Source organism: Cellulosimicrobium sp. NPDC030954 (assembly GCF_055571305.1).
On sequence record NZ_JBVIFN010000001.1, the window covers coordinates 514,778 to 541,001 of the forward strand.

Below are 26,224 nucleotides of genomic sequence, written 5' to 3' on the forward strand. Positions count from 1 at the left end.
GACGACGAGGCGGCGCGAGCAGAAGGAGTCTTCCCATGCGTGGTGCACGTCTGACAGTCTCGCTGGCCGTGGCCGGCGTCGTGGTCGCGGGGACGGCGGCCTGCGGGCAGTCGGCCGACCCGTCCGGGCCCGCGGAGGGCGCGGACGGCCTCACCGAGGTCACCGTCACCCTCAACTGGGTGCCCTACGGCGAGCACGCGCCGTTCTACTACGGCGTCGAGCAGGGCATCTTCGAGGAGGAGGGGATCGACCTCACGATCCAGCCCGGCAACGGCTCGGGGAACACGGTCCAGCAGGTCGCGCAGCGCAACACCGACTTCGGCTGGGCGGACACGCCGCCGCTCGCGAACGCGATCAGCTCGGGCATGCCGGTGCGCAGCGTCGGCGTGTTCCTCCAGACCGGCCCCAGCTCGGTGGAGTTCTTCGCCGAGCAGGGCATCGCCGAGCCGGCCGACCTGGTGGGCAAGACGGTCGGCGGCACGCCGGGCGACGCGATGTACGGGACGTTCCCGGCCTGGCTGGAGCTCAACGGCGTCGACCCGGCCGACGTGACCGTGGTCAACGTCGACGCCGCGGGCAAGATCGCCGCGCTCATCGAGGGCAAGGTCGACGCGATCCAGGGCTTCCACCACGACCAGGCGCCGACGATCGAGAACCAGACCGGCGAGGAGGTCGAGGCGCTGCCGTTCGCGGACTTCGGCATGAACCTGCTCGGCACGGGGCTCGTGGCCAACGAGAAGCTCATCGCGGACGACCCGGAGCTCGTCGAGGCGATGGTGCGGGCGACGTCGCGCTCGTTCCTCGCGGCGTCCGAGGACCCGGACGCCGCCGTCGCGGCGATGGCCGCGGGTGCCGAGCAGGCGCCCGACGAGGCGGTCCTGGCGGCCCAGCTCGCCGCGACGATCGAGCTGCTCAACCTCGCGGACGCCCCCGCCCCCGGCGTGAACACCGAGGAGCAGTGGACGGACACCCTCACGTTCCTGTCCGAGAACACGGACTTCGACGGCGGCACGACCCCGGCCGACTTCTGGGACGGCGCGTTCGGGGCGGACCTGTGACCGCGACCGAGCTCACCGCCCCCGTCGACGCGGCCGTCGCCGACCCGATCATCGAGGTCCGCGACCTCACGATGCGCTTCACGTCGAAGCGGTCGGAGACCGTGGCGCTCGACGACGTCTCCCTGAGCGTCCAGCCGGGCGAGTTCGTGACGATCGTCGGGCCGTCGGGCTGCGGCAAGTCCACGCTGCTGAAGATCGTCGCGGGCCTCACGGCCTACACCGAGGGCGCGGTGCGTCTGCACGGGCAGCCCGTCACGCGGCCGCAGCGCGACATCGGGTTCGCGTTCCAGCGCTCGGCGCTGCTCGAGTGGCGCGGGGTGCGCAAGAACATCCTGCTCCAGGCGGAGATGCGGGGCATGGACAAGCGCCGGGCGCAGGAGCGCGCGGACGCGCTCATCGCGCTGACCGGGCTCACGGGCTTCGAGAAGGCGCTGCCGCACGAGCTGTCCGGCGGCATGCAGCAGCGCGTCGCGCTGTGCCGGGCCCTGCTGCACGAGCCGCGCGTCCTGCTCATGGACGAGCCGTTCGGAGCGCTCGACGCGCTCACGCGCGAGCAGATGAACATCGAGATGAACCGCATCTGGCGCGAGACCGGCACGACCATCGTGCTCGTCACGCACTCCGTGCCCGAGGCGGTGTTCCTGGGGAGCCGGATCGTCGTCATGAGCCCGCGCCCCGGACGGATCGTCGAGACCCTCGAGCCCGGGCTGCCCGACGAGCGGGACTACGGCACGACGCTCGTCGACCCCCGGTTCACGGGGGCCGCCGAGCGGCTGCGCGACCTGCTCGGCGCCAGCCACGTCGCCGAGTGAGCGCGTCCGTGCGGTCGGCTCCGGGGAGCGGCGCTCCCGTCGTCGGCGTCGGGATCGTCGGGATGGGCAGCATCGGCGTGCTGCACGCGCGGGCGCTGCGCGACCTGGCGCCGCGGGCGCGGCTCGTCGCGTACAGCGGGGGCGCGCCGCTCGACGACGACGTGACGCCGGCAGGGCCCGCGGCGCACGTGGCGCCGGAGGAGGTGGTCCGCCACGAGGGCGTCGACGTCGTGGCGGTCTGCACGCCGAGCGGGAGCCACGCGCGCCTCGCGCTCGCGGCGCTCGCGGCGGGCAGGCACGTCGTCGTGGAGAAGCCGCTCGCGGTGACCGTCGAGGACGCGCTCCGCGTCGAGCGGGAGGCGCGCGAGCGGGGCCTGGTCGTCTCGATGGTCTCGCAGCGCCGCTTCGAGCCCCAGCACCAGGCGCTCCGGCGCGCGCTCGACGACGGCGCCCTCGGCGAGCTGCGCCTCGTCGCGACGCATGTGCCGTGGTTCCGCGACGACGACTACTACGCCGCGGCCCGGTGGCGGTCGTCCACGGCGGAGGGCGGCGGGTCGCTCATGAACCAGGGCGTGCACAACGTCGACCTCCTGCGCTGGCTGTGCGGGCCGGTCGAGTCGGTCACCGCCCAGGCGGGGACGCTCGCGCGCGCGCCGCGCGTCGCAGACCCCGGGCTGGGCGCCGCCGACGACGCCGCCGAGGACACCACGGTCGCGACGCTGCGCCTCGCGTCGGGTGCGCTCGGCGTCGTCACGACGACGACGGCCACGCCCCCGGGGTTCCCCGCCACCCTCGCGCTCCACGGGTCGCACGGGTCGGTGGAGCTCGCGCAGGACGAGGTCCTCCGCTGGGACGTGCCGGGCGTCCCGGCGCCCACGTCGGGGACCTCGGCGGGCGGCGCGGCCGACCCGCTCGCGATCGGTCATGCCGGTCACCGCGTGCAGTGGGAGCGGGTGCTCGCGGCCCTGGACGGGACGGCGCCGCCCCCGGTCGACGCCGCCGACGCCGTGGAGACCGTCCGGCTCCTGTGCGCGATCCGCGAGGCCGCCGCGACCGGACGGGTCGTGCGCCCGGCCGACCTCGCGGGGCGTAGCGTGCCGGCACCGGTGCGGTGACGCCGTCCGCACGTGCGCGGCGCCGTGCCCATCGCTGCGAACGTTTGCACGTCACGGCACCCCGAGTCTCCTGCACCCAGCACTGCTATGGCTACAATCGTTCGCATCGTACGTATCCGGGACTTCGCACCCGGCCCGACCACCGTGGTGACACCGTCACCGACCCGAGACCTGTTGGAGGCCGCGTGACCGCCCCGACCCGCGTCCCGAGCCGACCCGGCCCGGCGTCATCCGCTGCGACGCCGCCCGACGCGGCACGGTCGGCGCGATCGCGCCTGCGCCGCGACGCCCACCCCGCGTTCCCGCCGGCGCCCGTCCGCCCGACGCAGGTCGGGATCGTCCACCTCGGGATCGGCGCGTTCCACCGCGCGCACCAGGCGGTCGTCACCGAGGACGCCGCGCGCGTCACGGGCGAGACGCGCTGGGGCATCCTCGGCGTGACGCAGCGTTCCGCGTCGGTGCGCGACCAGCTCCGGCCGCAGGGCGGGGTCTACACCGTGCTGACGGTCGGGCCCGACGGGGCGTCCCCGCGCGTCGTGGGGTCCGTGACCGACGTCGTGTGGCCGGCCGAGGAGACGGCGCGCGTCCTCGCGGCGCTCGCCGCGCCGACGACGCACGTCGTGACGCTCACCGTCACCGAGAAGGGCTACGCGCGCCGCGCCGACGGGCACCTCGACGTCGACGCCGTCGCGGGCGACCTCGACGTGCTGCGCCGTGAGGAGGCGGCCACGAGCTCGCCGGGCGGGGACGCGCCGGGCGCGGGACTCCGTGGCGACGCCGCGGGGGAGGTCACCGAGGCCACCGCGGCCACCAGCGCCGTCGGGCTCCTCGTGCGCGGGCTCGCGGCACGCCGTCGGGCCGGGGGAGCGCCCCTGACCGTGCTGAGCTGCGACAACCTCGCCGACAACGGGCACGTGCTCGCGCGGCTCGTGGGCGAGGCGGTCGACGCCGCGCTCCCCGGCGCGGAGGGCGACGCGCTGCGCGCCTGGCTCGCCGCGTCGGTGACCTTCCCGTGCAGCATGGTCGACCGCATCGTGCCCGCGACCACGCCCGCGCAGCGCGACGAGGTCGAGACGCTGCTCGGCGCGCGCGACGAGGGCCTGGTCGTGGCGGAGCCGTTCCTGCAGTGGGTGATCGAGGACCGCTTCGCGGGGCCTCGCCCCGCGTGGGAGCGGGGCGGGGCGACCCTCACGCGCGACGTCGCGCCCTACGAGCGCGCGAAGCTGCGCCTGCTCAACGGCGCGCACTCCTACCTCGCCTACGCGGGCTCGCTCGCGGGGCACGCGACGATCGCCGCCGCGGTCGCCGACCCGGCGCTCGCCGCGGGTGCCCGGGCGCTGCAGGCCGACGCGCTCGCGACGCTGGACGCGCCCGACGGCGTCGACCTCGCCGCGTACGCGCAGACGCTGCTCGACCGGTTCGCCAACCCCGCGACGGGGCACACCACGCGCCAGGTCGCGATGGACGGCACGCAGAAGATCCCGTTCCGCTGGGGCGCGACGCTCGCCGACCTCCTCGCCGCGCGCCCGGACGACCCGGCGCCGCAGGGCGTCGTGGCGGCGCTCGCCGCGTGGGGCGGGTACGTCGTCGCGGAGGCGCGCGCGGGCCGCACGGTGGACGACCCGCGCGGCGACGAGCTGCGCGCGGTCGTCGCGGGTGCGTCCGACGACGCCGCGGCCGTCCGCGCGCTCGTCCTCCTCCCCGGCCTGCTCCCCGGGGTCCCGGACGCGCGGCTGGACGAGATCGCCGACGGGGCCGTCGCCGCGGCCGGCAGCGCGCGCACGACCGGCCCGACCGGCCCGACGAACGAGGAGACTGCGCCGTGAAGATGGGGTTCCGCTGGTACGGGGAGGGGAACGACACGGTCACGCTCGACCACGTGCGCCAGGTCCCCGGGGTGGAGACGATCGTGTGGAGCCTGCACGGCAAGCAGGCGGGCGAGGTGTGGGAGCAGGCGGAGATCGACGCCGAGGTCGCGACGATCACCGGCCTGAGCGACGAGGCGAAGGCGCGCGGGATCACCCGGACGTTCGACGCGGAGGTGGTCGAGTCCGTCAACGTGCACGAGTCGATCAAGCTCGGCAGGACCGTCCTCGGGCGCAGCCGCGACGAGGCGATCGAGAACTACGTGACGACGATCCGCCGGCTGGGCCGGGCCGGGGTGAAGGTCGTCTGCTACAACTTCATGCCCGTCTTCGACTGGCTGCGCACCGACCTGTGGCGCCCGCTGCCCGACGGCTCGACCGCGCTGTTCTTCGAGCGGGCCGTGGTGGACGCGCTGTCGCCCCAGAGCCTCATCGCGGACATGGAGGCGAACACGCACGGGCTGACGCTGCCCGGCTGGGAGCCCGAGCGGCTCGCGAGCTTCGCCGAGCTCGACGCGGCGTACGAGGGCGTGACGCGCGAAGACATGTACGCCCACTACCGGTACTTCCTCGACGCGGTGATCCCCGCGTGCGAGGAGGCCGACGTCAAGCTCGGCGTGCACCCCGACGACCCGCCCTACGACGTCTTCGGCTGGCCCCGCGTCGTGTCGACCAAGGACGACCTCGCGCGCGTGCTGTCGCTGCACGACAGCCCGTACCACGGCCTGACCCTGTGCCTCGGCAGCTTCTCCGCGAACCCCGGGCAGGACGCGGTCGACGCCGTGCGCACGTTCATGGACCGCATCCACTTCACCCACGTGCGCAACATCAAGCACCTGGGGAACGGCGACTTCACCGAGGTCGCGCACCGCGCGTGCGAGGGCAGCGTCGACACGACCGGGATCATGCGCGCGTACGCCGAGGCCGACTACCAGGGCTACGTGCGGCCCGACCACGGCCGGCACCTGTGGGACGAGAACACGACCAACAAGCCCCGCCCCGGGTACGGCCTGTACGACCGCGCGCTCGGCGTCCAGTACCTGCTCGGCGCCTGGGACGCGTTCCGCAACGACGCCTGACGGCGGCTCGCCGCGCGGGGGTGCGGGCTACGCGTCCCCGGCGGCGGCCTTCGCGTCGCCCCAGCCGTACCAGCGCTCGACCTCGATCCATGCGCTGACGCGCGGGCTGTTCCGGTTCGCGTACTGGTGCCCCGTGTAGTGGCGCGAGATCCGGTCGATGTCGGCCAGGCCCTCGTCCGCGCGCAGCTCGACGACGCGCCCGATCAGGGTGACGTGCGTGTACCAGTTCTCGTCGAGCACCGTGAGAGAGACGCGCGGGTCCTTCCGCAGGTGCTGGAGGCGCACCCGCGTCTCGTCGAGGTTGACGAGCACGCGGCCGTCGTCCTCCCAGACGTACCAGGTCGCTGCGGTGACGGGTGCGCCGTCGGACCGCACGGTCGCCATGACGGCGGCGTTCGGGCGGCGCAGCAGCTCGACGGGACGGGACGGCAGCGGGGGTCGGGACACGACGGCACCTCCGGGTCGGGACAGCGGGACGTCCCGACGCTACGGCACGCGCGGACCCTCAGCGCGTCCAGGGCGCGCCGAGCTCGGTGAACGTCCGGGCCGTGCGGGCGGCCTCCTCGCACCAGCGCGCGACGTCGTCGACGACGGGACGCCGGTCGTCGCCCTCGCCGGTCCACGTCACGGCGCCCGGGTCGAGCGGCCGCGGGTCCGCCGCCGTCCGCACGGCCTCCATGACGCGCATGAAGGCGCCGGTGTCGCGCACGTCGCACGCGAGCCGACGCTCGGGGTCGTGCCGCGCGGCGAGGAGGTCCTCCAGGAGCCCGGTGCGTCCGTAGGTCTTCTCGACCTGGGCGCGCGGGGTGCGCAGCAGGACCCGGTCGTGCTCGTACTCGAGCGTGACATCGCCGTCCGTCCCGAGCACGAGCACGCGGGCCGGGGTGCGCTCCGGCGCGCACAGGGTGAGCCCGAACCCGTAGGGCAGGCCGTCGCGCGCGACGACGCGCAACGAGGACGTGTCGTCGGACTCGATGGGGTTGGCGCGCCAGAGGTCCGTCACGACGTGGGCGACGTCGTCGGCCGTGCGGGCGCCGCCGATGCGCAACGCCGTCGCGACCGCGTGCGCGAGGGGGTTGGTGACGACGCCGTCGACGACGTCGCGCCCGTCGAGCCGGCGCCGGCCCGCCCACGGGGCGCGGTGCCAGTAGCCGGTGGTCCGCACCCACGTGCCGACGGCGCCGATACCCAGGACGTCGCCGATCTCGCCGTCCGCGACGAGCTCGGCGACCGCGTCCACCGCGTGCGAGCCGAAGGTCTGGAAGCCCACCTGGCACCGGCGGCCCGTGCGCTCGGCCACCTCGACCAGCGCGAGGTGCTCCGCGAGCGACACGGCGGTCGGCTTCTCCAGCAGGACGTCGACGCCCGCCTCCATCGCGGCGCGCGCGAGCGGGAGGTGGGTCGGGATCGGGGTCGAGATCACGACGACCTCGGGGCGCACGGCCGCGTCGGGCGACGAGAGCAGGTCGCCCAGGGTCGGGAACCAGGGTGCGGGGGCGTCGTCGGGCCGGCGCGGGTCGACGACCGCGCTCAGCCGGACGCGGCCCTGCGCCGCGAGCGCGGCGACCGTACGAAGGTGGGACCCGCCGTGGCCGTGGACTCCGACGACGGCGACCGGGACGGCGGCCTGCTCCCGGTCGAGCACGTGGTTCGTCCCGGAGGCGGCCCGGGGCGAACCGGTCACCGGACGCGCTCCGCGAGCGCCGCGGCCTCGTCGAGGTCGAGCCCGCGGTCGACGAGCACGGCGCGCGCGCCGGTCTCGAGCGTGCCGCCCGCGGGGATCGTCCGCGGGGCGTCCCAGGCGAGCGCGGGCCCGGCGCCGGGGTACTCGGCGGCGCGGAGGAACCACGGCACCGTCTCGCCCTGCTGGACCAGGAGCAGCGTCGTCGTGTGGGAGGGGTGCTCCTGCACGAACGCGACCCACGGCGACGTGCTGCCGTGAGCGCTCTCCTCGCCACGGCCATGCGCGCTGAGCACGCTCGTCGAGGCCGCCGTGCGCAGGCGCCAGAAGAAGCCGCCGTACCCGGCGCCCGGGCGGCCGTTGGTCGCGGGCGAGCCGATGACGAGCGCCCCGCGCTCGGCGCGCAGGGTCGAGCGCCAGTCGAGGACCCAGGTCTCGTCGTCGAGCACCCACGCGTCGAGGCGGCGGTCCTCCTCGAGCTGGGGGACGCCCTGCTCGTCGTGCCAGCGGACGCCGTCGTGCAGGAGGTGCTGCTCCACGGGGTCGACGGCGAGCGCGTGGCTCACCTGGCGGCCGTGGTTGGGCAGGAGGGTCGGGCCGACGTCGGCGACGAACGTGCGCCCGCCCCAGTAGGAGGTGCCGTTGACGTCCGCGACGGCCATCGAGGCGCCGTAGTGGTGGCGGTGGTCGACGGGGCCGGCGTCGGTGAGGGGGACGCCCGCGAGGGTGTGGACGGGGTGCAGGTAGGAGCGCGGCGCGTGCACGGCGGGGATGCGGTCGCCCTGCTGGTAGCGGGCCAGGCGCAGGTCGCCGGCGCGCAGGACGACGGCCTCCCCGTCGGGCGTCCAGCGGACCACGCGGGGCACGGGCTGGTCCGGCGTCCCGGCCCCGGCGCTCTCGACGACGACCGCCCCGGTCGGCTCGGCGGCCGGGGCGACGCGGGCCCGGGCGACCTGGCGCGGCACGGGCCCCGTCGTCGCGCGGACCTCGAGCCGGGGCTCGAACCGCGTGGTGCGGGACGCGGGCACGGTGTCGTCGATGAGCGCGGAGAGCTCCTTCCACGCGTGGCGACCGAGCTCGGCCTGCGGCACGGCGACGGTCGTGAGCGACGGCGTGGCGAAGCGGGCGAGCTCGATGTCGTCGAAGCCGACGACGGACATGTCCTTGGGCACGGCGACGCCGGCCTCGTTGAGCCCGGCGAGCAGGCCGAACGCGACGAGGTCGTTGAACGCGACGACGGCGGTCGGCCGGGCGGTGAGGACCTCGTCGACGACGGCGTGGCCCGCGGCGATGTCGGGCCCCGCGGGGAGCTCGACGAGCTCGAGGTCGGGCGTGCGGTCGAGCACGCGACGCAGCCCCGTGCGCCGGAGCGCGTCCGAGGCGCTGCCGGGCGGGCCGGCGAGGTAGGCGACCCGGCGGTGGCCGAGGGAGAGCAGGTGCTCGAGGACCTGGGCCGCGGCGTCGGCGTAGTCGACGACGAGGGACGGCACGGTCGCCTCGCCCGTGGGCGCGAGCTCGCGGTTGACGAGCACGACGGGCGCGACGTCGGGGACGAGCCGCGCGAGCTCGGCGGCGGGCATGCGCGGGGAGACGAGGACGAGCGCGTCGCAGCGCAACCGCGCCTCGAGGGCGATGGCCGCCTCCTCGGTGGGGTCCTCGGCCGTGTCCGCGACGAGGACGCGGTACCCGGCCGGGGCGGCCGCGGAGGTGACGCCGCGCAGGATCTGCTGGAAGACGGGGTTGCCCAGGTCCGGGACGACGAGCGCGACCGTGTTGGTCCGCCCGAGCGACAGGCTCCGCGCGACGTTGCTCGGCCGGTAGCTCAGGTCGGCGGCCGCCTGCCGGACGCGCGCGCTGATCTCCGGGTCGACCGTCGCGCGACCGTTCATGACGCGCGACACCGTCGCCCGGGAGACGCCCGCGGCCGCCGCGACGTCCGCGATCGTCACCCCGCCTCGCCGTGTGCTCACGCTTGCCATCGTTCTCCCTCGGGTCGTGGTCCGCGCGCCGCGGGCGCCCACGGCAGCGTGGTGCCCGCGCTCGCCGGGGTCGGCCGGTGCTGCGCGATGACCTGACCGTACACCATGGGAAACCGGTTCCACGTGTGCTACGGTCCTCACCCAGCAACCGGTTTCCCCGTGACGGGGACGAGCCGGACTACCGATCGACGACGACCGGAGGGTGACGGATGACCGGCACGAGGTGCGAGGAGGGTCTCGCATGGCGGTGACCGAGCTCGCGCGAGGGACCGCCACGCGGCGGCCCGCACGCAAGAAGGGGGACGGGAAGGCAGCGGCGCTCTTCCTCGCCCCCTGGTTCGTGGGCCTCGCGCTCATCACGGCGGGCCCGATGGCCGCGTCGCTGTACCTGTCCTTCACGGACTACGACCTGCTCCAGGCGCCGAGCTGGATCGGGTGGGACAACTACGAGAGGATGTTCGCCGACCCACGGCTGCTCAACTCGCTGCAGGTGACGTTCACGTACGTGTTCGTCTCCGTGCCGCTCCAGCTCGCGGCCGCGCTCGGCCTGGCGCTCCTGCTCGACAAGGGCCTGCGCGGGCTCGCGGTCTACCGCTCGATCTACTACCTGCCCTCGCTGCTGGGCGGGAGCGTGGCGATCGCGATCCTGTGGCGCCAGGTCTTCGGCGCCGACGGCCTCATCAACCAGGTCCTCGCGCTCGTCGGGATCGAGGGGCAGGGCTGGGTCTCGCACCCCGACTACGCGCTGGGCACGCTCGTGGCCCTGAACGTGTGGACGTTCGGGGCGCCGATGATCATCTTCCTCGCCGGGCTGCGCCAGATCCCGCGCATGTACTACGAGGCGGCCTCGATCGACGGCGCGGGCCGGTGGCGCCAGTTCCGCTCGATCACCGTGCCGATGCTCACGCCGATCATCTTCTTCAACCTCGTGCTGCAGCTCATCAACGCGTTCCAGTCCTTCACGCAGGCGTTCGTCGTGAGCGGCGGGACCGGCGGACCGGCGGACTCGACGATGTTCTACACGCTCTACCTCTACCTCAAGGGCTTCGGCTCGCTCGAGATGGGCTACGCGTCGGCGATGGCCTGGTTCCTGCTCCTGATCATCGGCGGGATGACGTTCGTCAACTTCCTCGCCTCGAAGTACTGGGTCTTCTACGATGACTGACACCACGCACCCCGCCACGGGGACCCCCACCGACGCCGTCGTCACGGAGGACGCCACCCCCGGCGACCGCGCCCGCTCGACGCTCTCCCGGCTCGCGGCCGACGCGCCGCCCACCGCCCCGCGCCCCCGGCGCCGTGCGCAGTCGGCGCGCGTCCGGTCCGTGCTCAAGCACGTGCTGCTCGTCGCGTTCGGGCTCGTCATGCTGTACCCGCTGCTGTGGATGCTCGCGAGCTCCTTCAAGCCCTCGGCGCTGATCTTCCGCGAACCGGGCCTCATCCCGTCCGCGGTCGACCTCGGCAACTACACCGACGGGTGGAACGCACTCACGCACCCGTTCGGCCACTACCTGCTCAACTCCGCGGTCGTGGTGCTCGGCTCGGTGCTGGGCAACCTCGTCTCGTGCTCGCTCGCCGCCTACGCGTTCGCCCGGCTCCAGTTCCGGGGCCGCGGGGTCTGGTTCGCGATCATGCTCATGTCGATCATGCTGCCGATCCACGTCGTGATCGTGCCGCAGTACGTGCTGTTCTCCTCGCTCGAGTGGATCAACACGTTCCTGCCGCTCATCGTGCCCAAGCTGCTCGCGACCGACGCGTTCTTCATCTTCCTCATGGTCCAGTTCTTCCGCGGGATCCCCAAGGAGCTGGACGAGGCCGCGCGGCTCGACGGCTGCGGCCACGGCCGGATCTACCTGCGCATCATGATGCCGCTCGCGCTCCCGGCGCTCGCGACGACGGCGATCTTCACCTTCATCTGGACCTGGAACGACTTCTTCAGCCAGCTCATCTTCCTGACCAAGCCGGACATGTACACGGTCCCGATCGCGCTGCGCACCTTCGTGGACGCCACGGGCCAGAGCTCGTGGGGCCCGATGTTCGCCATGTCGATCGTCTCCCTGGTCCCCGTGTTCCTCGTCTTCCTCTTCGGTCAGAAGTACCTCGTCAAGGGCATCGCCACGACGGGGATCAAGTAGCTCCTCCCGCTCGCGGGCGCCCGCCCGCGGGTCTCCCGGTGCCGCCCGGCACCGCTCCGCACGACAGAACGACGACGTCCCGTCACGCACAAGGAGAGTCATGAACACCTCGATCCACCGCTCGCGTCGGCCCGGCACGCGCCGTGCGGCGCTGGCCGCCGCACTGACCGTCGGTGCCCTCGCCCTGACCGCCTGCGGCGGCGACGGCGGCGTCGCCAACCCGGGCGGCGACGACGAGTCGTCGTCCGCGGAGTCCGGGACCGTGCAGATCCGGTTCTCGTGGTGGGGCTCGGACACCCGCCACCAGACGACGCAGCAGATCATCGACCTCTTCGAGGAGGAGAACCCCGACATCACGGTCGTCGCCGACTACACCGACTGGGGCGGGTACTGGGACAAGCTCGCGACCTCGGTCGCGGCCGGCGACGCGCCCGACGTCATCACGCAGGAGGAGCGCTACCTCGCGGACTACGCCTCGCGGGGCGTCCTCGCCGACCTCGGGGCGCTCGACATCGACACGAGCTCGATCGACGAGTCGGTCGTGGGCTCGGGCGAGACGGGCGGTGCGCTCTACGGCATCCCCACGGGCGTCAACGCCTACGCGGTGCTCGCCGACCCGCAGGTGTTCGCCGACGCGGGCGTCGAGGTGCCCGACGACGCCACGTGGACGTGGGAGGACTACGTCGAGGTCGCGAACGCGGTGACCGCGGGGGCGACCGACGGCATCTACGGCACGCAGGACTACGGCTTCAACGAGGCCGGGCTGTCGATCCTCGCGCGTCAGCGCGGCGAGGCGCTGTACACGCCCGACGGCGAGCTCGGCGTCTCCGCGGAGACCGTCGCGGACTTCTTCCAGCTCTCCCTCGACCTCCAGGCGGGCGGGGGCCAGCCCGACGCCGCGCGGTCCGTCGAGCTCGAGGGCGCCGGCCCGGAGGGCTCGCTCCTCGGGACCAACCAGGGCGCGATGGGCATGTGGTGGACCAACCAGCTCGGCGCGATCAGCACCGCGTCGGGTCGCGACCTGCAGCTCCTGCGTCTCCCGGGCGAGTCCGAGGGCGAGCGCACGGGCATGTACTTCAAGCCCGCCATGTACTACTCGGTCGCCGAGACGTCCGAGCACCCCGAGGCGGCCGCCAAGTTCGTGGACTTCCTGCTCAACGACCCCGAGGCCGGGGCGCTCATGCTGTCCGACCGCGGCCTGCCCGCGAACACGGAGGTGCGCGCGGCCGTGAAGGACAGCCTCTCCCCGGCCGACAAGCAGGCCGCGGACTTCCTGGAGGCGCTCGGTGCCGAGATCGTCGACGGCCCGCCGGTCCCGCCGCAGGGCGCCGGCGACGTCGTCGAGATCCTCAAGCGCATCAACACCGAGGTGCTCTTCGAGCAGAAGTCCCCGCAGGACGCCGCGACGCAGTTCCTCGACGAGGTGGGCGCGGCCATCGGGCAGTAGCCCCGCCGTGGTCTCCCGCCACCCCTGACCGGCCGGGCCGGTCCGTCGCCCCACGGACCGGCCCGGCCGCACCCCCGCGGCTCTCCGTCGCGCCGCCCGTCCCGACCTGACCAGGACCCCGAGAGGACCGCAGACCCGTGCACCACCCCGGCACCGCCCCGTCCGAGCCCGAGCCGACCCGCCGTCCGCGCCGCTATGCCCTCGCCGGCACCGGGCACCGTGCGCGCATGTTCGTCGACGCGCTGCTCGGCGAGCACCGCGCGGACGGGCACCTGGTCGCGTGGTGCGAGCCGAACCCGGTGCGCGCCGCCTGGCACGACCGTCGCCTGGAGGCCGCGGGCCTCGGCGCCCTGCCGCGCTACGAGCCGGCCGCGCTCGAGCTCATGCTCGCCGAGCAGGCGGTCGACGTGCTCGTCGTGACGTCGCCCGACCACACGCATGCCCGCTACGTCGTGGCGGCGCTCGACGCCGGCGTCGACGTCGTGTGCGAGAAGCCGCTCACGACGGACGCCGCCGGGATGGCGCGCATCCGCGCCGCGGCCGAGCGCTCGTCGGCCACGCTCACCGTGACGTTCAACTACCGGTACTCGCCGCGCAACACCGCGCTGCGACGCGTGATCGCGTCGGGCGAGATCGGCGACGTCGTCTCCGTCCACTTCGAGTGGCTGCTCGACACCGTGCACGGCGCCGACTACTTCCGCCGCTGGCACCGCGACAAGGCCGCCTCGGGCGGCCTCGCGGTGCACAAGGCGAGCCACCACTTCGACCTCGTCAACTGGTGGCTCGACGACGTCCCCGAGTCCGTGACCGCGCGGGGCGGTCTCCGCTTCTACGGGGACGACGGCGCCGGGCGGCCCGCCGGGGAGCGTCCCGGCCTGGGCCGCGACGCCGCCCCCGACGACCCGTTCGGGATCGACCTCGCGGCCGACGACACGCTGCGCGCGCTCTACCTCGACGCGGAGGGTGCCGACGGCTACGTCCGCGACCGCGACGTGTTCGCCCCGGGCGTCACCATCGAGGACACGATCGGCGCGCTCGTCGGCTACCGGCGCGGCGCCACGCTCACCTACTCCCTGACCGCGCACAGCCCGTGGGAGGGGTACCGCGTCGCCGTCAACGGCACGCGCGGCCGGGCCGAGCTCGACGTCGTCGAGCGCGCGCACGTGCAGTCCGGTCACGCGGCCGAGGACCTCGGCCCGGACGGGAAGCGCCGCCCCGCCGTCGACCCGAGCGCCGTGCACGACCCGAGGGCGAGCGACGTCCGGCCCTACGGCGCGCGGCTCGTGGTGCAGCGGCACTGGGAGCCCGCGCGCGAGGTCGTCATCGAGGAGGGTGAGGGCTCGCACGGCGGCGGAGACCGCCTGCTCCTCGCCGACGTGTTCCGCGGACCGGGGGAGGACCCGCTCGGACGGGCCGCGGGGTACGTCGACGGCCTGCGCAGCGTCGCCGTCGGCGTCGCCGTGAACCGCTCGCTCGAGACGGGGCAGGTCGTGCGCACCGGCGACCTCGGGGTGTCGCTCGAGCGTCCCGCGACGGCGAGCGCCACCCCGACGTCGGCGGTGCGGTCGTGACCGCGACCGCGCGCGCGGCCGACGTGCTCGTCCTGCGGCCCGAGGACGACGTCGCCGTCGCGACGCGCGACCTCGCGCCGGGCGACGCCGTCGACCTCCCCGCGGGCGGCGTCGTCGGCGTGCTCGACGCCGTCCCGCGCGGGCACAAGGTCGCGCTGCGGGACGTCCCCGCAGGCGAACCCGTGCACAAGTACGGGCAGGTGATCGGCGTCGCGACGCGCGACGTCCGCGCCGGCCAGCACGTGCACACGCAGAACCTGGGGTTCGAGCCGGGGGAGCGCGAGCACGAGCTCGCCACCGTGCGCGCCGTGCTGGAGGTGCCGCCCGGACCACGCCCGACCTTCCGCGGCTACCGGCGTGCGAACGGGAGGACCGGCACGCGCAGCTACGTCGCGATCCTCACGTCGGTGAACTGCTCCGCGAGCACGGCGCGCATGATCGCCGACCAGTTCCGCGGGCTCGCGCTCGACGCGTACGACGACGTCGACGGCGTCGTCGCCCTCACGCACCAGTCGGGGTGCGGCCTCGTACCGACCAGCGAGGGCGCGCAGGTGCTCCTGCGCACGCTGCGCGGGTACGCCGCCCACCCCAACGTCACGGGCGTCCTCGTCCTCGGGCTCGGCTGCGAGATGATCGCCGTCGACACCGTGCTCGCGGGCGCGGACCTCTCGCCGGACACGGTGGTGCGCACCCTGACCATCCAGGAGACCGGCGGTGTGCGGGCCACCGTCCGTGCGGGCGTCGCGGCGGTGCGCGAGATGGTGGAGCAGATCGACGCGCGCTGGGAGCGCACCGACCGTGACGTGTCCGAGCTCGTGCTCGGGCTCAACTGCGGCGGCTCCGACGGCTACTCCGGCATCACCGCGAACCCCGCGCTGGGCATCGCGTCCGACCGCCTCGTCGCCTACGGCGGGACGTCGGCGCTCGCGGAGACGCCCGAGGTGTTCGGCGCCGAGCACCTGCTCACGCGCCGCGCGGTCACGCCGGAGGTCGGGCAGCGCCTGCTCGACCGGCTCGAGTGGTGGCAGGGCTACGCCGCGGCCGGTGGGGGCACCCTCGACAACAACCCGTCGCCCGGCAACAAGGCCGGCGGCCTGACGACGATCCTCGAGAAGTCGCTCGGCGCCGTCGCCAAGGGCGGGCAGGCCGACCTCGCCGCGGTGCACGAGTACGCCGAGCCGCTCGACACCCCGGGCTTCGTGTTCATGGACACCCCCGGCTACGACCCCGTCTCCGTCACCGGGCTCGTCGCGGGCGGGGCGACCGTCGTCTGCTTCACGACGGGCCGCGGGTCGGTGTTCGGCTGCAAGCCCACGCCGAGCATCAAGCTCGGCACCAACAGCGAGCTCTTCGCGCGCATGGGCGACGACGTGGACATCGACTGCGGACGGGTCGTCGACGGCGTCGCGACCCTCGAGGAGGTGGGCGACGAGATCTTCGCGCGCATCCTCGCCGTCGCCTCGGGGGAGCAGACGGCGAGCGAGGAGCTCGACCTCGGCGGCGAGGAGTTCGTCCCGTGGCACCTCGGCACGGTCACCTGACCCCCGCGAGGGAGAGCTCCGGCAGGCCGAGGTAGAGCCCTGGCACCGCGAGGTAGAGCCCTGGTCGTGGCTCAGGTGCCGCTCGCGGACTCCTCCTTCGCGAACGCCGCGGCGTCGGGGTCGTAGGCCACGGGTCGCGACTGGTCCAGCTCGACGAGCACGAGGTCGTCGAGCCAGCGGTCGAGGCGGGGCCGGCGGCCGTGTCGGCGGGACCGCGCGACGGCGTCCGCGGCGTCCGCGGCGTCGCGCACGTCGTGCACGACGACGACCGGCGCGCCGGGCAGGGGCACGCGGTCCTGCGGGGCGACGAGCAGAACCTCGACGCTCCGCTCCGCCCCCGGCGGGCCGTAGGCGACGGTCGCGTCGAACCGGGGCCGCCCGTCGTCGGTCCACGCACCCTGGTACCGCCGGTCCACCAGCGAGCCGAGAGCGCGGACGCCGTCACGCCGCAGCGCGCGCAGGCGCTCCTGGACGGCGCGGGCCTCGAGCTGCGCCTCGGCCGTCGCGAGGACGGCGACGACGCCCCACGCCAGCGCCCCGACGGCGACGCCGGCGAGCGCGAGGAGCGGCTCGAGCTCGAGGTCCCGGGCGAGCGGGTGGGCGACGCCGGCCAGGTCCAGCCCGACGACGGTCCCCGTCCCCAGCGCGAGCGCGAGGAGCACGGTGGCCCACGTCAGGCGCGAGGCCACGCGCACGGAGCCGCTCGCACCGTGGGAGACGGTGTGGACGCCCAGCAGGAGGACGCACGCGGGGAGCGCGACGACGGCGAGTGCGACCACGAGCCACCACGGCGCCGGGCGACCGCCCGGCAGCGCGCCCGGGCCGAGCAGGTGACCGGCGAGCAGAGCCAGGGCGACCCCGCCGACGACCGCCACGAGCACGGCGGAGCCGAGGACCAGCCGGGTCAGGTAGCGCGTCTGGGCGGGCGGCGAGAGCGGGGTCTCGACGACGACCCGGCCGTGCCGGTCGCGCACGGCGAACGCCGGGACGCCGGGACTGAGGAACCCCGGGTTGCCGGGCAGGCCCGTCAGCCCGGCCGTCGGCTCCGAGGCCGAGCCCCAGCCCGGGGCGTCCGCCGGCGGGGCGGCGGTCGGTCCGTCGAGGTCGTCGCGCGATGCGGTCATGACGGCCCTCCTCTCTGGTCAAGAAAGCGTCAAGTGCAGGGTAGGGGATGGCGGGTGTGATGTCACCGGCCCGGCGCGCGGCGGAGTCCGTCCGCGTCTCGTGACGAGGTCGTTCGGGCGCGGCGGCGCGTGACATGATCGACCTCATGCTCACTCCCGCCACCGGCGCGGCCGGGTCGCGCATCGCCGGCCTCGGTCACTTCCAGCCCGAGAAGACGCTGACGAACGACGACATCGCGCAGCTCGTCGAGACCAACGACGAGTGGATCCGCTCGCGCACGGGGATCGTCACGCGGCACGTCGCCGACGACGACACGACCGTCGCCGACATGGCCACCGCGGCCGCGCGCCACGCGCTCACCGACGCGGGCGTCGACCCCGCCGAGGTCGACCTCGTCATCGTCGCCACCGCCACCGCGACCGACCGCTCGCCCAACACCGCGGGGCGCGTCGCCTACCACCTGCGCACCGGCGTCATGCCCGGGCAGTCGACGCCCGAGGAGGCGTCCGAGCTCGACCTGCGCGGCGTCGTCGGGCCTGCGGTGCTCGACGTCAACGTCGCGTGCTCCGGGTTCGCCCACTCCGTCGGCCTCGCCGACCAGGCGATCCGTGCCGGCTCCGCCCGCACGGCCGTCGTGGTCGGCGCGGAGAAGCTCACCGCGTTCACCGACTGGACCGACCGCAGCACGTGCATCCTCACCGCCGACGGCGCGGGTGCCGCCGTGCTGCGCGCGACGGACGAGCCCGGCGTCGGGCCCGTGACCTGGGGCTCCGAGCCCGACCTCACCCCGGCCGTGCTCATCGAGTCGCCCGCCGACAAGTTCGCCCAGGACGGCCGCGCCGTCTTCAAGTGGGCCATCACCCGCGCGGCCGACCGCGCGCGCTCCGTCGTGGAGCGCTCCGGCGTCTCGCTCGACGACATCGAGGTCCTCGTCGCGCACCAGGCGAACCTGCGCATCATCGAGCCGCTCGCGAAGTCGCTCGGGCTGGAGTCCAAGATCGTCGTCACCGACATCGTCGAGTCCGGCAACACGTCCGCCGCGTCCATCCCGCTCGGGCTCTCCAAGTGGTGGCACGCCGGCAAGATCCCCGCCGGTGTCCCGGCACTGCTCTTCGGCTTCGGCGGCGGGTTCGCCTGGGCCGGCCAGGTCGTGGAGACCCCGACCCGCTGAGTTTCTTCGCCGCCGTTCGGGTCGCTCCCGGGTGAGCGGTCGGGTGCTCCGGGTCGCCCTGGTCGAGCGCCTCGGGTCACCCGGGGTCGAGCGGTCGGGTCGCGTCCGGTCGAGTTCCGCGAGGGGCGGGGCGGGTCTACCATCCGCCGCTCGTCCCTCGCGGCTCCCGCCAGGCCCACCACGACCCGCCCCACCCCTCGCTCCACCCGACCTCCCCGTCCGTCTCACCGAGGTGACCGCGGACGTGAGTGCCGCGACGGAGCGACGGGGTGCCGCGGCACCGCGACTCACCTGGGCGTCGGCGCACGCCGCCCGCGCTGGGCAAGGTCGGCGCGCGGCTCGCCGCGGCAGCGGCCCGGCCCCGACGACGAGATGCGAGTTGTTGCCCTCTTCTCCGTACGCGGAGGGGCAACAACTCGCATCTCGTCATTTGTCAGCCGTCGCCGTGACGGTCGGTGGGTGCGTCGCCGTCGACCCGGCCCCTGCACCGGGTGGAGGGCGGCGGCGGTGATGTCCCGACGCCGACCCGGCCCACGTCCTGAACCGTCGCCCGAGGTGAGGGCCAGGACGAGGTCCGACGCCGGAGCGGAGGGTGGGGCGGGTCGTGGCGGGCCTGGCGGGAGCCGCGAGGAACGAGCGGCGGATGGTAGACCCGCCCCGCCCTCCGCGGAGGTGTCGGGCCGGAGGTGACCAGTGACCGCTCGCACCGATCGGTGAACGGCGTCGCGTCGGGCGACCGCAAGGCCGCCCGACGCAACCGGCCTACGGGTAGCTGACGACCTTCGCCGGGACGGTCTCGACGCCGCTGGCGCGGGGGCCGACGCCGTTGATGACGTGCTCGTACGTGCCCACCCCGCCGAGCGAGACGGTCAGCAGGGAGTGCAACTTGACGCCCGGGGTGATCGGGACCTCGAACCCGTTGTCGGAGACGATCGACGCGTCCGAGGTGAACACGCAGTAGGAGCCCAGGCCCCAGGCCTCGTGGTCCTGCACGTGGTCCGCGACCTTGTACGCGGCCCACCCGCGGATGCCGTCGTGGTTCCACGCGGCCTGGTTCGGCGGGTCGTACGGGAGCTCGTTCTGGTAGAAGATCGTGCGCCCCCGCTCGCCGTGCCACAGGGTGTTGTACTTCTGGTAGTGCTCGACGAAGAGGCCGTAGCCGTCGACGTCGTCGCCGTTGACCACGAGGCCGTAGTCGGCGGTGTTGACGTCCCAGCCGATGCCCTCGCCGTGGTCGCCGCGCCAGGACCAGATGTGGTCGACGATCGTGTCGTCGGCGTTGATGACGATCGCGCTGTCGACCTTGCCCGCGTGCGCGCCGCCGACGCGCACGAACACGTCGTGGATCGAGATCGGGTCGTCCGCGTGGTCGGCGGTCGAGCCGTCCGTGCCCACGGTGAGCATGCTCGGGGACTCGGCCGCCCCGGCGTCGAACAGGACGCTGGCGACCCGGACGCCGTCGACGTCGCCGACCTGCAGGGCGGTCTGGCCGGCGGTGGGCACGATGGTCGCGTAGCCGAGCCCCAGCACGACCGTGTCGGCGCGGTTCACCTTGATCGTCTCGTCGAGCTCGTAGACGCCGGGCGTGAGCAGGAGGTGGAGGCCCTGGTCGAGCGCGGCGTTGATGTGCTCGGCGGTGTCGCCCGGGTGCGCGACGTAGAAGTCGTCGAGCGGGATCGACGTGCCGGGCGTGGAGCCGTTCTTCCACGTCGCGCCGCGCGTGCCCTCGCGCAGCGACGGGACGAAGACGGCGTAGTCGTCGCCGTCGAGGTAGAGGTACGGCTTCTCGCGGATCGTGCCGGTGGTGTCGAGCGTGGTGACGGCGGGCTCGGGGAACGTGGTCGGCGGGGCGTTCTCGGTGCCGGAGAACACCATGTTCCACAGCGTGCCGTCCCACCCGCCCGTGAGCGTCGAGTCGCGGGTGTACCACTGCTGCTGGGTGTAGCCCCGCACCTGGCCGTCGACGATCGAGTCGGCGGTGAAGCCGCCCGACGCCCAGCCGTAGCGGGACGAGTGCAGCATGAGGTTGCCCTTGACGTGGATGCGCCGCATCGGGGCAGCCTGCGAGACGGCCCAGCGCATGTCGCCGCCGGTCGGCGTGACGGCGAGGTTCTCGATGGAGCGCCAGAAGTTCTGCGTCGCGTTCCCCTCGAACCACTCCGCGTCGGCCCAGACGCCGCCCGTGATGTTCACGTCGTCGGGGTTCTTGCCGAGGCCGTTGACCGCGGTGTTGAAGCCGACGTTGACGTGCACCGGGTACGTGCCGGGCTCGAAGAGGAACTGGTCGCGGCGCAGGCCGAACTGGCTCTCCTCCTGCGCGGCGTACGCGGCGTCGACGGCGGACTGGATGTCGGCGACCGGGGTGCCGGGGCCGAACACGTGCACGTTCGGCCCGAGGTCCCCGCCGCCCTCGATCGGCTCGCCCGTGCCGGGGTTCGGTGTCCCGTCAGCCGTGGTCAGCACGCGCAGCTCCCAGATCGAGTAGCCCCAGCCGGTGCCGCGCTCGGTCCCGACGAGCCGGACGTAGCGGCCCGAGCCGGTGACGTCGAGGACCTGCGTGCCGCCCGTCCCGTCGGTGACGGTGCGCAGCGTGCGCCACAGGGTGCCGTCGTCGGAGGTCTCGACCCGGAAGCCCTTGCCGTAGGCGCCCTCCCAGTCGATCTCGATCCCGCAGACGGGCTTGATCGCGCCCAGGTCGACCTGGAGCCACTGCGCGTCGGAGAACTCGCTGCTCCAGCGCGTGTCGGCCTTGCCGTCCACCGCGAGGCCCGCGGCGTACGCGCCCTCGGCGGACGACGCCGTCGCCGCCTTCCCGAGCGCGGCGTTCGCCGTGCAGTCGTCGCCGGGGTCGCCGGGGTCGCCAGGGTCGACCGGGCCGCCGTCGGTCCCCGGCGTGCCGAACACCTGGAGCTCCCACAGCGAGTAGCCGTAGCCGGTGCCGCGCTCGGTGCCGAGCAGACGCACGTAGCGCCCGCTCCCGGACACGGGCAGCGTCTGCTGCCCGCCCGCGCCGTCGGTGACGGTCCGCAGCGTGCGCCAGGTCGAGCCGTCGTCGGACGCCTCGATGCGGAAGCCCTTGCCGTACGCGCCCTCCCAGCTCAGCGCGACGGAGGAGAGCGTCGAGACCTGGCCGAGGTCGACCTGGAGCCACTGGCCCTCGGCGAACTCGCTGCCCCAGCGGGTGCCCAGGTCGCCGTCGACGGCCCGTGCTGCGGCGTAGTCGCCCTGCACGCTCGACGCGGTCGCGGGCTTGCCCTGGGAGAGGTTGACGGGTTCCGCCGCGGCCGCGACGGGCGCCGCGCCCGCCACGAGCGGCGCGGCGACGCACGCCGCGGTCAGCCCTGCGGCGAGGGAGGCCAGGCGGAGCCTGGCCGGGAGTCGGAGATGCATGGTCCTGCCTTCTTCGGGTCGGTGGGTCGTGCCACGGGCACGGCCGAGCCCCGGGTGCGGCGCCGTCGTGGTCGACGACGCCGCACCCGTCGGGCGGTGGGGTGTCAGCCGACGAGCTGGTAGTTCTCGTCGAGGACGGTGCCGCGGTGCGGCTTGTAGAGGTCGTACCCGCGCGGGTTGCACTGGAGCCCGCCGTTGATGCAGTGCTCCACGAGGCGCTCCAGCACCTCGGGCTCCCAGCCGTTGATGAAGTCGTAGTGCCACGACTGGTCGGAGCCGCTCACGAGCCGCACGTCGGACATGTCACCGCTCACGGGCCACGCGATCTTGAACTCGATCATCGGGACCGCGATCGGGTGCGTCATGGGGCACTGCCCGTCCACGGGGTACGCCATGTGCGCGCCGTGGCCCATGTGCGCCGAGGCGTCGGGGGACAGGTGCAGGCCGTCCCAGCAGCTCGGCGCCTGGTAGCGGATGTTGAGCTCGGTGCCCTCGGGGCAGTACGCCGGGATGTCCCAGCTCTTCGAGATGTCGCCGCACTCCCAGCCCTCGACGGCGCCCGGCGCGGTCCGGAACTCGTCGTACGTCGCCATCATGTCGCCCGCGACGAACCGCAGGCCGGGCGGGAAGGGCTTGACCTTCGTGTAGTCGTCGATCCCCGACTTGTAGTAGATCGTCATGGGGATGTCGGGCTCGATCGGGACGCCGTTCTTCTCGATCGCCGGGAACCAGTACGACGAGTGGTCCTGCGGGACCGTGCACGTGGACTCGGTGTCCTCGAACAGGTCCTCCGGGACCGTGAACGCGTCCGTCACGCGGTTGCCGACGAACGTGTGCAGGTGCGACTTCCCCGGCTGCCCCGGGAAGACGATCGGGTCGTCGGGCAGGAAGTGCGAGAACGAGCAGTTCGCCTGGAACTCGTGGTGCGTGACCTCGTCGTCCCACTGCGGCGGGTTCTCGGGGTCCGGCGCGTCGCCGTCGCCGAACACCTGGAGCTCGTACAGCGAGTACCCGTACTGGGTGCCGCGCTCGGTGCCGACGACCTGGACGTAGCGTCCCGCCACGTCGACGTCGAACGACTGCACGCCACCCGTCCCGTCGACGACGGTCGCGACGGTCGTCCAGGACCGGCCGTCCTGCGACACCTGGACCGTGAAGTCCTTGCCGTACGCCGCCTCCCAGTCGAGGACGACGCGGTCGAGGTCGTGCGGCTCGCCGAGGTCGACGCGGAGCCACTGGTCGTCGCTCGGCTGGCTGGCCCAACGGGTGGACCGGTCGCCGTCGACAGCGAACCGGGGCCCCAGGCCACCGGACTCGGAGCTCGACGCCGCCGTGAGCGCACCCTGGGAGAGCAGGGTGTCCGGGGCGGCCGCGGCGCTCGTCGTGACGACCACCGAGGTCGACGCGACGAGGACGCCGGTCATCGTCGCGGCGACCCGGCGTCGGCGCGTGCCGGGGCGGCGGGTACCGTGCCGGGGAGGCGCTAGCGTGGTGGTGCGTGTCGTGCCGTGCATGCTTCCTCCTCCTTCGAGGTCGTCGCGCGCTGCGGAGCCTCTCGGGCAGGAGCGCGCGACGCTGCGCGGATGATGGGCACGCCCGGCGTCTGTCACCGGGCGCCGTGCCGGGTGGGGGCGGTTGCCGCCGCCCCCACCCGGACGTCTGTGGGTGTCAGCGCTGGTAGACGCCGAGCTCGAACAGCGAGTAGCCCCACTCGGTGCCGCGCGCGTCGAGCTGGAGCCGCACGTAGCGACCGGTGCCCGCGACGTCGAGGCTGTCGACCCCGCCGTCGCCGTCCGTCACCGTGCGGACCGTCGTCCAGGACTGCCCGTCGTTGGAGGTCTGGATCCGGTAGGCCTTGCCGAACGCCGTCTCCCAGACGAGCTGGACGTGCTGGAACGCCTGGACGGAGCCCAGGTCGACCGTCAGCCACTCGTCGTCGTTCCAGCTGCTCGCCCAGCGCGTGCCCTGGTCGCCGTCGGTCGCCTGCCCGGGGGACCAGTTGCCGTTCCAGGGGTCGAAGCTCGACGCCGTGGTGGTCTTGCCCTGCGCGATGTTCGTCCCGGCGACCGGCGGTGCGACGACGCGGAACGACCGCGTCTCGACCCCGACGTTCCCCTTCCCGTCCTCGGCCCAGACGTAGAGCTTCCACACGCCGAGCCGCGACGGTGCGGTGACCGAGAACGTCCCCCGGCCCGTGCTCGTGAGCTCGGTCCAGGCGAGGCCCCCGGCGCCGTCGACGTACTTGCTGTTGAAGAACGCGACGTAGTTGATCGGGTCGCCGTCGGGGTCCGTCGCGGCGAGGTCGACGTCCAGCGTGGCGCCGGCGGTCACGGCCGTCGAGCCCGGGATCGCCATGCCGGTGATGCGCGGGGCGGTGTTCACGCCCGTGAGGTCGACGCCCCACGTCTTGGCGATCGCGTGGTAGCCGAGGCGCTTGTTGTTGCCGGGCGTGACGTTGAACCACACCCCGCCGAAGTCGCCCTCGACGCCGTAGTGGAAGAACGTCGCGCCGAGCGCCTTGCCCTCGTGCTCCATGAGGCACTTCCAGGACAGCGGCAGCGCGCGGCTCTTCTCGATGTCGGTGGGCTCGTCCGGGACGCCGTTCACGTCGTCGGGAACCTCCCACTCGCCGGCCGCGCCGCCCTCGGTGAGGACGTACGGCTTGCCGTAGTTCCCGGCCTCCCACGCGCTCGCGATGCTGCACACGTCGCCGTAGGCGTTGATGGAGAGCAGGTCCAGGTCGGGTGCGTGGTCGCGGATGTACGGCCAGGCGCCGGTCCACGCGTCGGTGTTCGACGTCGGGTGGTTGGGGTCGATCGCGTGGATCGCGACGCTCACCTCGTTGACGAACGACGCGTAGGCGTTGCGGATCTCCTCGAGGTCGGTGCCCGAGTAGCAGTTCTGCAGGCCGAGGATCGCCTCGTTGCCGATGTTCCACATGAGGACCGCGGGGTGGTTCTTGTACTCCTGGACCCAGCGCAGGATGTCGGCCTTGGTGTCGTTCTTGTAGGTCGTGTCGGTGCGGTAGTCGATACAGCCTCCCGACCCCGGCCCGCCGCCGGGCAGGAGCCAGAAGCCCGCGATGACGCGGACGTCGTGCTCGGCCGCGGCGTCGAAGATCGCGCGCGAGTCGGCGCCCGTGCCCCAGGTGCGGGTCGTGTTGCCGTTGATGTCGGCGAGGCCCTGCATGCGCGGACCGGTCTCCTCCGCGCTCGTGCCGCCCCAGGTGAACCCGCGCACGGTGTACGGCTGCCCGTCCACCTGGAGGTCCCAGTCGCCGTTGCCGCCGACGACCTTCACGACGCTCGGACCCGAGTCCTTGACCGGGACCGTCGGGTGGCCGGGGTGCACGTAGTCGGGGAAAGGGTCGGTCGGGTCCGTGGGGTCGGTCGGGTCGGTCGGCCCCGAGCCGCCGGCCTCGCCGAACACGCGGAACTCGTAGAGCGAGTGGCCGTAGCCGCCCGGGCGCGCGGTCGAGAGCACGCGCACGTACCGACCCTCGCCGTCGACGTCGAGCACGTCGGTGCCGCCGTCGCCCTGGGTCGTGGAGTAGAGGGTCCGCCACGCGGAGGCGTCCTCGGAGACCTGGACCTGGTACGCGGAGGAGTAGGCGCCCTCCCAGACGAGCTCCACGCGGTCGACGTCCGCGTCCTGCTGCAGGTCGACCTGGAGCCACTGGGGGTCGCTCCAGGCGCTGGACCAGCGCGTGCCGAGGTCGCCGTCGACGGCGTTGCCCGCGGCGTACCCGGCCCAGTCGTCCTGGACGGACGACGCGGTGGCGGGCTTGCCCTGGGACAGGAGCACCGGCTCGGCGCTCGCGGTCGTCGCCGGCACGACCAGCGCCGCACCCGCGAGAGCGCCGGAGGCCAGCGCCGCGAGCGCGGCGCGAGCCGCTCGGCGTCTGCGGGGCCGCCCGGGGGCGGTGGGGGATGTGGTGCGCATCGTGTTCGTCTACCTCTCCGTCCGCCCCAGGTCGGCGTCGACCCGGGGCACAGTTCGTCGTCGAGCCGTGCCCCCAGCCGCGGCGCCGCGGCTGAGGTGTGAAGCAGGGAGAGCGCTCTTACCCGAGGCCCGAGTTTTCACCCGCTCACCAGGGCTGTCAAGCGCAGGGCACGTTCAATGCGGCGGGAATACCCGTATAAACAGGGTAAAAACGGACGATAAGTCTGACAAACTGGTCAGTAAGAAAAACGTGTCACACCGGAAGGGTGGCGGCTTCTGCGCAGGGCCGGGAAAGCGCTCTTACCCCTGCTAT

At 73.8% G+C, this 26,224-nt stretch carries 18 protein-coding genes; 11 read left to right on the plus strand and 7 right to left on the minus strand.

What is annotated here, in order from left to right:
- The first annotated feature begins 35 nt into the window (after positions 1-35).
- The 5 genes from ACZ402_RS02210 to ACZ402_RS02230 all read left to right on the plus strand — a co-directional run bounded on the left by ACZ402_RS02210 (position 36) and on the right by ACZ402_RS02230 (position 5,929).
- On the plus strand, positions 36-1,058 hold the full coding sequence (locus ACZ402_RS02210) for an ABC transporter substrate-binding protein (RefSeq protein ID WP_375822422.1): 1,023 nt from the start codon (positions 36-38) through the stop codon (positions 1,056-1,058).
- Complete coding sequence (locus ACZ402_RS02215; RefSeq protein WP_375822421.1) at positions 1,055-1,870, plus strand: ABC transporter ATP-binding protein; 816 nt, start codon at positions 1,055-1,057, stop codon at positions 1,868-1,870. Before ACZ402_RS02210 ends, ACZ402_RS02215 begins: the two co-directional genes overlap by 4 nt.
- Entirely contained in the window at positions 1,867-2,985 is a 1,119-nt protein-coding gene (locus ACZ402_RS02220) for a Gfo/Idh/MocA family protein (protein WP_375822420.1), read from the plus strand. Before ACZ402_RS02215 ends, ACZ402_RS02220 begins: the two co-directional genes overlap by 4 nt.
- Before the next feature lie 185 nt (positions 2,986-3,170).
- Positions 3,171-4,811 carry a mannitol dehydrogenase family protein gene (locus ACZ402_RS02225; RefSeq protein ID WP_375822419.1) on the plus strand — a complete coding sequence of 547 codons (1,641 nt, stop codon included), beginning with the start codon at positions 3,171-3,173 and terminating at the stop codon, positions 4,809-4,811.
- A 2-nt stretch (positions 4,812-4,813) separates the two neighbouring features.
- A complete protein-coding gene (locus ACZ402_RS02230) occupies positions 4,814-5,929 on the plus strand; it encodes a mannonate dehydratase (RefSeq protein ID WP_375822758.1) in 1,116 nt (371 codons plus the stop codon).
- A gap of 27 nt (positions 5,930-5,956) precedes the next feature.
- On the opposite strand, the gene ACZ402_RS02235 is transcribed toward ACZ402_RS02230, so the two are convergent.
- From ACZ402_RS02235 to ACZ402_RS02245, 3 genes are read right to left on the minus strand one after another with little or no spacing between them, the layout of a single operon-like run.
- Positions 5,957-6,376, minus strand: a complete 420-nt coding sequence (locus tag ACZ402_RS02235; RefSeq protein ID WP_375822418.1) for a TIGR03618 family F420-dependent PPOX class oxidoreductase — start codon at positions 6,374-6,376, stop codon at positions 5,957-5,959.
- Between the two features lie 58 nt (positions 6,377-6,434).
- A complete protein-coding gene (locus ACZ402_RS02240; RefSeq protein WP_375822417.1) occupies positions 6,435-7,613 on the minus strand; it encodes a Gfo/Idh/MocA family protein in 1,179 nt (392 codons plus the stop codon).
- Positions 7,610-9,589, minus strand: coding sequence for a DUF6807 family protein (locus tag ACZ402_RS02245; RefSeq protein ID WP_375822416.1), 1,980 nt, complete (start codon positions 9,587-9,589; stop codon positions 7,610-7,612). Before ACZ402_RS02245 ends, ACZ402_RS02240 begins: the two co-directional genes overlap by 4 nt.
- Before the next feature lie 241 nt (positions 9,590-9,830).
- Between ACZ402_RS02245 and ACZ402_RS02250 the strand changes: the two genes are divergently transcribed.
- The 5 genes from ACZ402_RS02250 (at position 9,831) to ACZ402_RS02270 (ending at position 16,283) form a co-directional block, all read left to right on the plus strand.
- Positions 9,831-10,754 carry a carbohydrate ABC transporter permease gene (locus ACZ402_RS02250; RefSeq protein WP_375822415.1) on the plus strand — a complete coding sequence of 308 codons (924 nt, stop codon included), beginning with the start codon at positions 9,831-9,833 and terminating at the stop codon, positions 10,752-10,754.
- Complete coding sequence (locus ACZ402_RS02255) at positions 10,747-11,724, plus strand: carbohydrate ABC transporter permease (protein WP_375822414.1); 978 nt, start codon at positions 10,747-10,749, stop codon at positions 11,722-11,724. The genes ACZ402_RS02250 and ACZ402_RS02255 overlap by 8 nt, the downstream gene beginning before the upstream one ends.
- A 100-nt stretch (positions 11,725-11,824) precedes the next feature.
- Entirely contained in the window at positions 11,825-13,171 is a 1,347-nt protein-coding gene (locus tag ACZ402_RS02260) for an ABC transporter substrate-binding protein (protein WP_375822413.1), read from the plus strand.
- 137 nt (positions 13,172-13,308) lie between these two features.
- On the plus strand, positions 13,309-14,742 hold the full coding sequence (locus tag ACZ402_RS02265) for a Gfo/Idh/MocA family oxidoreductase (RefSeq protein ID WP_375822412.1): 1,434 nt from the start codon (positions 13,309-13,311) through the stop codon (positions 14,740-14,742).
- Positions 14,739-16,283 carry a UxaA family hydrolase gene (locus ACZ402_RS02270; protein WP_375822411.1) on the plus strand — a complete coding sequence of 515 codons (1,545 nt, stop codon included), beginning with the start codon at positions 14,739-14,741 and terminating at the stop codon, positions 16,281-16,283. Before ACZ402_RS02265 ends, ACZ402_RS02270 begins: the two co-directional genes overlap by 4 nt.
- Positions 16,284-16,354: 71 nt before the next feature.
- Here ACZ402_RS02270 and ACZ402_RS02275 read toward each other — a convergent pair whose 3' ends face one another.
- A complete protein-coding gene (locus ACZ402_RS02275) occupies positions 16,355-17,407 on the minus strand; it encodes a hypothetical protein (RefSeq protein ID WP_375822410.1) in 1,053 nt (350 codons plus the stop codon).
- Positions 17,408-17,553: 146 nt separating this feature from the next.
- Here ACZ402_RS02275 and ACZ402_RS02280 point away from each other — a divergent pair, with 146 nt between their 5' ends.
- The gene (locus ACZ402_RS02280) at positions 17,554-18,579 is read left to right on the plus strand and encodes a 3-oxoacyl-[acyl-carrier-protein] synthase III C-terminal domain-containing protein (protein ID WP_375822409.1); all 1,026 of its coding nucleotides are present in this window, start codon (positions 17,554-17,556) and stop codon (positions 18,577-18,579) included.
- A 762-nt stretch (positions 18,580-19,341) separates the two neighbouring features.
- On the opposite strand, the gene ACZ402_RS02285 is transcribed toward ACZ402_RS02280, so the two are convergent.
- From ACZ402_RS02285 to ACZ402_RS02295, 3 genes are all read right to left on the minus strand, one after another.
- Entirely contained in the window at positions 19,342-21,969 is a 2,628-nt protein-coding gene (locus ACZ402_RS02285) for a discoidin domain-containing protein (protein WP_375822408.1), read from the minus strand.
- A gap of 104 nt (positions 21,970-22,073) precedes the next feature.
- Positions 22,074-23,483 (minus strand): DUF1996 domain-containing protein, encoded by a 1,410-nt coding sequence (locus ACZ402_RS02290; RefSeq protein WP_375822407.1) that lies wholly within the window; start codon positions 23,481-23,483, stop codon positions 22,074-22,076.
- A gap of 154 nt (positions 23,484-23,637) precedes the next feature.
- Positions 23,638-25,911, minus strand: a complete 2,274-nt coding sequence (locus ACZ402_RS02295) for a discoidin domain-containing protein (RefSeq protein ID WP_375822406.1) — start codon at positions 25,909-25,911, stop codon at positions 23,638-23,640.
- Positions 25,912-26,224: the final 313 nt, after the last annotated feature.

What these genes read in the sequence shown, in the direction of transcription:
- ACZ402_RS02210 (WP_375822422.1), top strand. Translation starts at nt 36, where the DNA reads ATGCGTGGTGCACGTCTGACAGTCTCGCTGGCCGTGGCCGGCGTCGTG.
- ACZ402_RS02230 (WP_375822758.1), top strand. Translation starts at nt 4,814, where the DNA reads ATGGGGTTCCGCTGGTACGGGGAGGGGAACGACACGGTCACGCTCGAC.
- ACZ402_RS02245 (WP_375822416.1), bottom strand. Translation starts at nt 9,589, where the DNA reads ATGGCAAGCGTGAGCACACGGCGAGGCGGGGTGACGATCGCGGACGTC.
- ACZ402_RS02250 (WP_375822415.1), top strand. Translation starts at nt 9,831, where the DNA reads ATGGCGGTGACCGAGCTCGCGCGAGGGACCGCCACGCGGCGGCCCGCA.
- ACZ402_RS02255 (WP_375822414.1), top strand. Translation starts at nt 10,747, where the DNA reads ATGACTGACACCACGCACCCCGCCACGGGGACCCCCACCGACGCCGTC.
- ACZ402_RS02260 (WP_375822413.1), top strand. Translation starts at nt 11,825, where the DNA reads ATGAACACCTCGATCCACCGCTCGCGTCGGCCCGGCACGCGCCGTGCG.
- ACZ402_RS02275 (WP_375822410.1), bottom strand. Translation starts at nt 17,407, where the DNA reads ATGACCGCATCGCGCGACGACCTCGACGGACCGACCGCCGCCCCGCCG.
- ACZ402_RS02280 (WP_375822409.1), top strand. Translation starts at nt 17,554, where the DNA reads ATGCTCACTCCCGCCACCGGCGCGGCCGGGTCGCGCATCGCCGGCCTC.
- ACZ402_RS02285 (WP_375822408.1), bottom strand. Translation starts at nt 21,969, where the DNA reads ATGCATCTCCGACTCCCGGCCAGGCTCCGCCTGGCCTCCCTCGCCGCA.
- ACZ402_RS02290 (WP_375822407.1), bottom strand. Translation starts at nt 23,483, where the DNA reads ATGCACGGCACGACACGCACCACCACGCTAGCGCCTCCCCGGCACGGT.
- ACZ402_RS02295 (WP_375822406.1), bottom strand. Translation starts at nt 25,911, where the DNA reads ATGCGCACCACATCCCCCACCGCCCCCGGGCGGCCCCGCAGACGCCGA.